The sequence below is a fragment of the Citricoccus sp. genome (genome assembly GCF_032154715.1).
Classification (GTDB): domain Bacteria; phylum Actinomycetota; class Actinomycetes; order Actinomycetales; family Micrococcaceae; genus Citricoccus.
In genome coordinates, this window is sequence record NZ_JALDXU010000150.1 from 1 (window position 1) to 4,079 (window position 4,079).

Consider the following 4,079-nt stretch of genomic DNA (forward strand, 5'->3'; position numbering starts at 1 on the left):
CACCCAGGGTGGGTGCCGGCGTCGGGCAGGTGTTCTGGCGGGTCAGATCAGCCGAAGTATGCCGGCATGGTGCCGGCCCAGGCGGCGCGCAATTCCTCGATGGGCAGGGCGAACTGGTCCTGCACCTCGAGGGAGCCGGACGCCCCGTCCACCACGCCGATGCGCGCCACCGGGAAGCGGCGGGCCGTGGTCATGTCCTTGAACCGGACCTCCTCGGTGCGCGGCACGGCCACGAGGGCGCGAGCCTGCGACTCGGAGAACAGGGCGGTGAAGGCGTCCACGCCGTCGCGGTGCTGGATCTCGTCGAGGGAGACCCGCGCGCCGACGCCGAAGCGCAGCACCATCTCGGAGAGGGCGGCGGCCAGGCCACCCTCGGAGAGGTCGTGGGCGGCGTCGATCATGCCGTCCCGCGAGGCGTTGATGAGCAGGTCGCCGAGCAGCTTCTCCGCGGCCAGGTCGACCTGCGGCGGCACGCCGCCCAGGTGCCCGCGCAGGTTCGCGAACTCGGAGCCGTCCAGCTCGTCCCGGGTCACACCCATCAGGTAGACGGCCTGGCCGTCCGCGTCCGCGTGGAAGCCGGAGGGCGTTCGGCGTCCCACGTCATCGAACTTGCCGAGCGTGGCCACCACGGGGGTCGGGTGGATCGGGTTGGCACCGGTCTGGTTGTACAGGGAGACGTTGCCGCCCGTCACCGGGATGCCGAGCTCGAGGCAGGCGTCCGAGAGGCCTCGGATGCCCTCCGCGAGCTGCCACATCACGCCGGGATCCTCGGGGGAGCCGTAGTTCAGGCAGTCGGAGACGGCCATCGGGATGGCGCCGGAGGTGGCGACGTTGCGGTAGGACTCCGCCAGGGCGAGCTGCGCGCCGGCGTAGGGGTCCAGGAAGGCATAGCGGCCGTTGGCGTCGGTGGCCACGGCCACACCCAGGCCGGTCTCCTCATCCACCCGGACTACGCCGGCGTCATCAGGGGCCGCGAGAGCGGTGTTGCCGCCCACGTAGCGGTCGTACTGGCTGGTGATCCAGGACTTGTCACACATGTTCGGGCTGGCCATCAGTTCCAGAACCGAGGCGCGCAGTGCCTCGCCCGACGCCGGCAGGTCGGCTCCCGCGGCCGAGTCACGGAAGCGGTCGGCCTGCAGGGCGTCCTGCCCGGCCGGGCGGTGGTACGGGCGGTCGTAGACCGGGCCGTCATGGGCCACCGTCTTCGGGTCCACGTCCACGATGGTCTCGCCGTCCCACGTGATGATGAGGCGGTTGGTGTCCGTGACCTCGCCGAGCCAGGAGTACTCGACGCCCCACTTGGCCATGACGGCCTCGAAGGCCTCCACGTTGGCCGGGTTCACCACGGCCATCATGCGCTCCTGGGACTCGGACATGAGGATCTCGCCCGGGGTCAGGGTGGGGTCGCGGAGCAGCACGTCCGTCAGCTCCACCTGCATGCCGCCCTCGCCGTTGGAGGCCAGCTCGGAGGTGGCACAGGAGATCCCGGCGGCACCGAGATCCTGGATGCCTTCCACCAGGGAGGACTTGAACAATTCGAGGCAACACTCGATGAGCACCTTCTCCGCGAACGGGTCGCCCACCTGCACCGCGGGGCGCTTGGAGGGCTTGGTGTCGTCGAAGGACTCGGAGGCCAGCACGGAGGCTCCGCCGATCCCATCACCGCCGGTGCGGGCGCCGAACAGCACGATCTTGTTGCCCACGCCGGAGGCGTTGGCCAGGCGCAGGTCCTCGTGCCGGAGTACGCCCACCGCGAGGGCGTTGACGAGGGGGTTGCCCTGGTAGATCGGGTCGAACACCGTCTCGCCGCCGATGTTCGGCAGGCCCAGGGAGTTGCCGTAGCCGCCAATCCCGGCGACCACTCCGTGCACCACGCGCTGGGAGTCCTCGTGGTCGATCGCCCCGAAGCGCAGCGGGTCCATGACGGCCACCGGGCGGGCGCCCATGGAGATGATGTCCCGGACGATGCCGCCGATGCCGGTGGCCGCACCCTGGTACGGCTCCACGAAGGAGGGGGAGTTGTGGGACTCGATCTTGAAGGTCACGGCCCAGCCGTCGCCCAGGTTCGTCACGCCGGCGTTCTCGCCGATGCCCACCATCAGGTCCTTCTTCATGTCCTCGGTGAGCTTCTCGCCGAACTGGCGCAGGTGCACCTTGGTGGACTTGTAGGAGCAGTGCTCGGACCACATGACGGAGTACATGGCCAGCTCGGCGGCGGTGGGACGGCGGCCGAGGATCTTCACGACCTCGTCGAACTCGTTCTGTTTCAGGCCGAGCTCGGCCCAGGGCAGCTCGGTGTCCGGGGTGGTAACGGCGTGCTCCACCGTGTCGATGTTGAACTGCCGGGCGTCTGCCGGCGGGGTGTTCTGGGTACCAGTGGTCACTGGGCGCCTCCTGCGATCGATGCCACCACGGACGTGAAGATGCCGAGCCCGTCTGTGCCCAGGCGCATGCCGGCGGCGGAGTCTGGGCCGAAGCCGGGCTCCACGGCGTGCTCGGGGTGCGGCATGAGGCCCACCACGTTGCCGGCGGCATTGGTGATGCCGGCGATGTCCCGGCGGGAGCCGTTGGGGTTGCCGCCGACGTAGCGGAAGGTCACCAGGCCCTCGCCCTCGAGGCGGTCCAGGGTCTTCTCATCGGCCACGTACTGGCCGTCCTGGTTCTTCAGCGGCACGGTGATCTCCTCACCGGCGGCGAAATTCCGGGTCCAGGCGGTCGCGTTGTTCTCCACCCGCAGCACCTGGTCCTGGCAGAGGAACTTCAGGTTCTCGTTCTTGATCATCGAGCCGGGCAGCAGGTGCGACTCGGTGAGGATCTGGAAGCCGTTGCAGATGCCGAGGATGGGCAGCGCAGCGGCGGAACCGGCGGAGCCAGCGGCACCCGACCCGGTGCCGTGGCGGGCCCCGGCGGCGGCGATGATGGCGTCCATCAGCGGGGCGAATCGGGCGATGGCCCCGGCACGGAGGTAGTCCCCGTAGGAGAAGCCGCCGGGGATGATGACGGCGTCCAAGGAGGACAGGGCCGCGGCGCCCTCGGGTTCGGCGTGCCACAGGGGCACGGCCTCGCCGCCGGCCAGGCGCACGGCGCGGGCGGCGTCCCGGTCATCCAGGGTGCCGGGGAAGGTCACCACGCCGATGCGCGCGCCGGTGAGGACGGCCCCGGCTGCGGAGTAGTCACCGATGAGCGGCAGCTCGGTATTCTGCGCGGTCATCAGGCGTTCTGGCTCTCGTCCTGGGCCGACTCGGTCAGCACGGCGACGTTGACCACGTCCTCGATGACCGGGTTGGACAGCAGCTCTTCGGCGGCCTTCCGGGCCTGGGCCAGGACGTCTTCGGTGACCTCGCCCTCCACGGTCAGTTCGAAGCGGCGGCCTTGGCGGACCGACGCGAATCCGGTGAAACCGAGGCGGGGCAGGGCCCCGGCGATGGCCTTGCCCTGCGGGTCAAGGATCTCGGGCTTGGGCATGACGTCGACGACGATCGTGGGCATGGAGGACTCCCGGTGGTATGCGTGAGGGCTTGACTCAGTCTAGCCGTGACCGGCTGGGCCATTCGGCCTACGCTGAATCGATGAACACGTCCGAGAACCCGCCCGCGGATCACGCCACTGACCAGGCCTCCGCCTCGCGCCGGTGCCCCTGTGGCGGCGGTGACATCTACGGCTCCTGTTGCGGTCGCCTGCACGGGAGGTTCGCCGCGGACGGCACCCTGGCCGCCCCCACCGCCGAGGCCTTGATGCGCTCCCGGTACTCGGCGTTCGCCCTCGCGGCCACGGGAGACCTGGTGCAGGCTGAGGAGTACCTGTTGGCGACGTGGGCGCCCGAGACGCGGCCGGCGCACCTCGCCCTGGACGGTCCGGCCGACGAATCCGGCGACGACGTCCACTGGCTGCGCCTGGATGTCGAGTCCACGTCCGGCGGCCCCTTCGACGACGCCGGCACGGTCACCTTCACCGCCCACTTCCGGACCCCGGCCGGCCGGCACACCCAGCACGAGACCTCGCGCTTCGTGCGGCGCCAGGGCACCTGGTTCTACCGCGACGGCGACGTGAGTTAAAACGCTTTGCGGGCAGTAGTGGCG

General features: G+C 70.2%; 4 protein-coding genes. 1 reads left to right on the plus strand and 3 read right to left on the minus strand.

Annotated features, from left to right (window positions below; all coding sequences use genetic code 11):
• Positions 1–47: 47 nt before the first annotated feature.
• The 3 genes from purL to purS are packed head-to-tail and all read right to left on the minus strand — an operon-like array spanning position 48 to position 3,489.
• A complete protein-coding gene (purL, locus tag RUH65_RS15340; protein ID WP_313818507.1) occupies positions 48–2,384 on the minus strand; it encodes a phosphoribosylformylglycinamidine synthase subunit PurL in 2,337 nt (778 codons plus the stop codon).
• On the minus strand, positions 2,381–3,211 hold the full coding sequence (gene purQ, locus RUH65_RS15345) for a phosphoribosylformylglycinamidine synthase subunit PurQ (RefSeq protein WP_313818508.1): 831 nt from the start codon (positions 3,209–3,211) through the stop codon (positions 2,381–2,383). Before purQ ends, purL begins: the two co-directional genes overlap by 4 nt.
• Positions 3,211–3,489, minus strand: coding sequence for a phosphoribosylformylglycinamidine synthase subunit PurS (gene purS / locus RUH65_RS15350; RefSeq protein WP_313818510.1), 279 nt, complete (start codon positions 3,487–3,489; stop codon positions 3,211–3,213). The genes purQ and purS overlap by 1 nt, the downstream gene beginning before the upstream one ends.
• Before the next feature lie 80 nt (positions 3,490–3,569).
• On the opposite strand from purS, the gene RUH65_RS15355 reads away from it, so the two are divergent.
• Positions 3,570–4,055 carry a YchJ family metal-binding protein gene (locus RUH65_RS15355; protein ID WP_313818512.1) on the plus strand — a complete coding sequence of 162 codons (486 nt, stop codon included), beginning with the start codon at positions 3,570–3,572 and terminating at the stop codon, positions 4,053–4,055.
• Positions 4,056–4,079 lie beyond the last annotated feature (24 nt).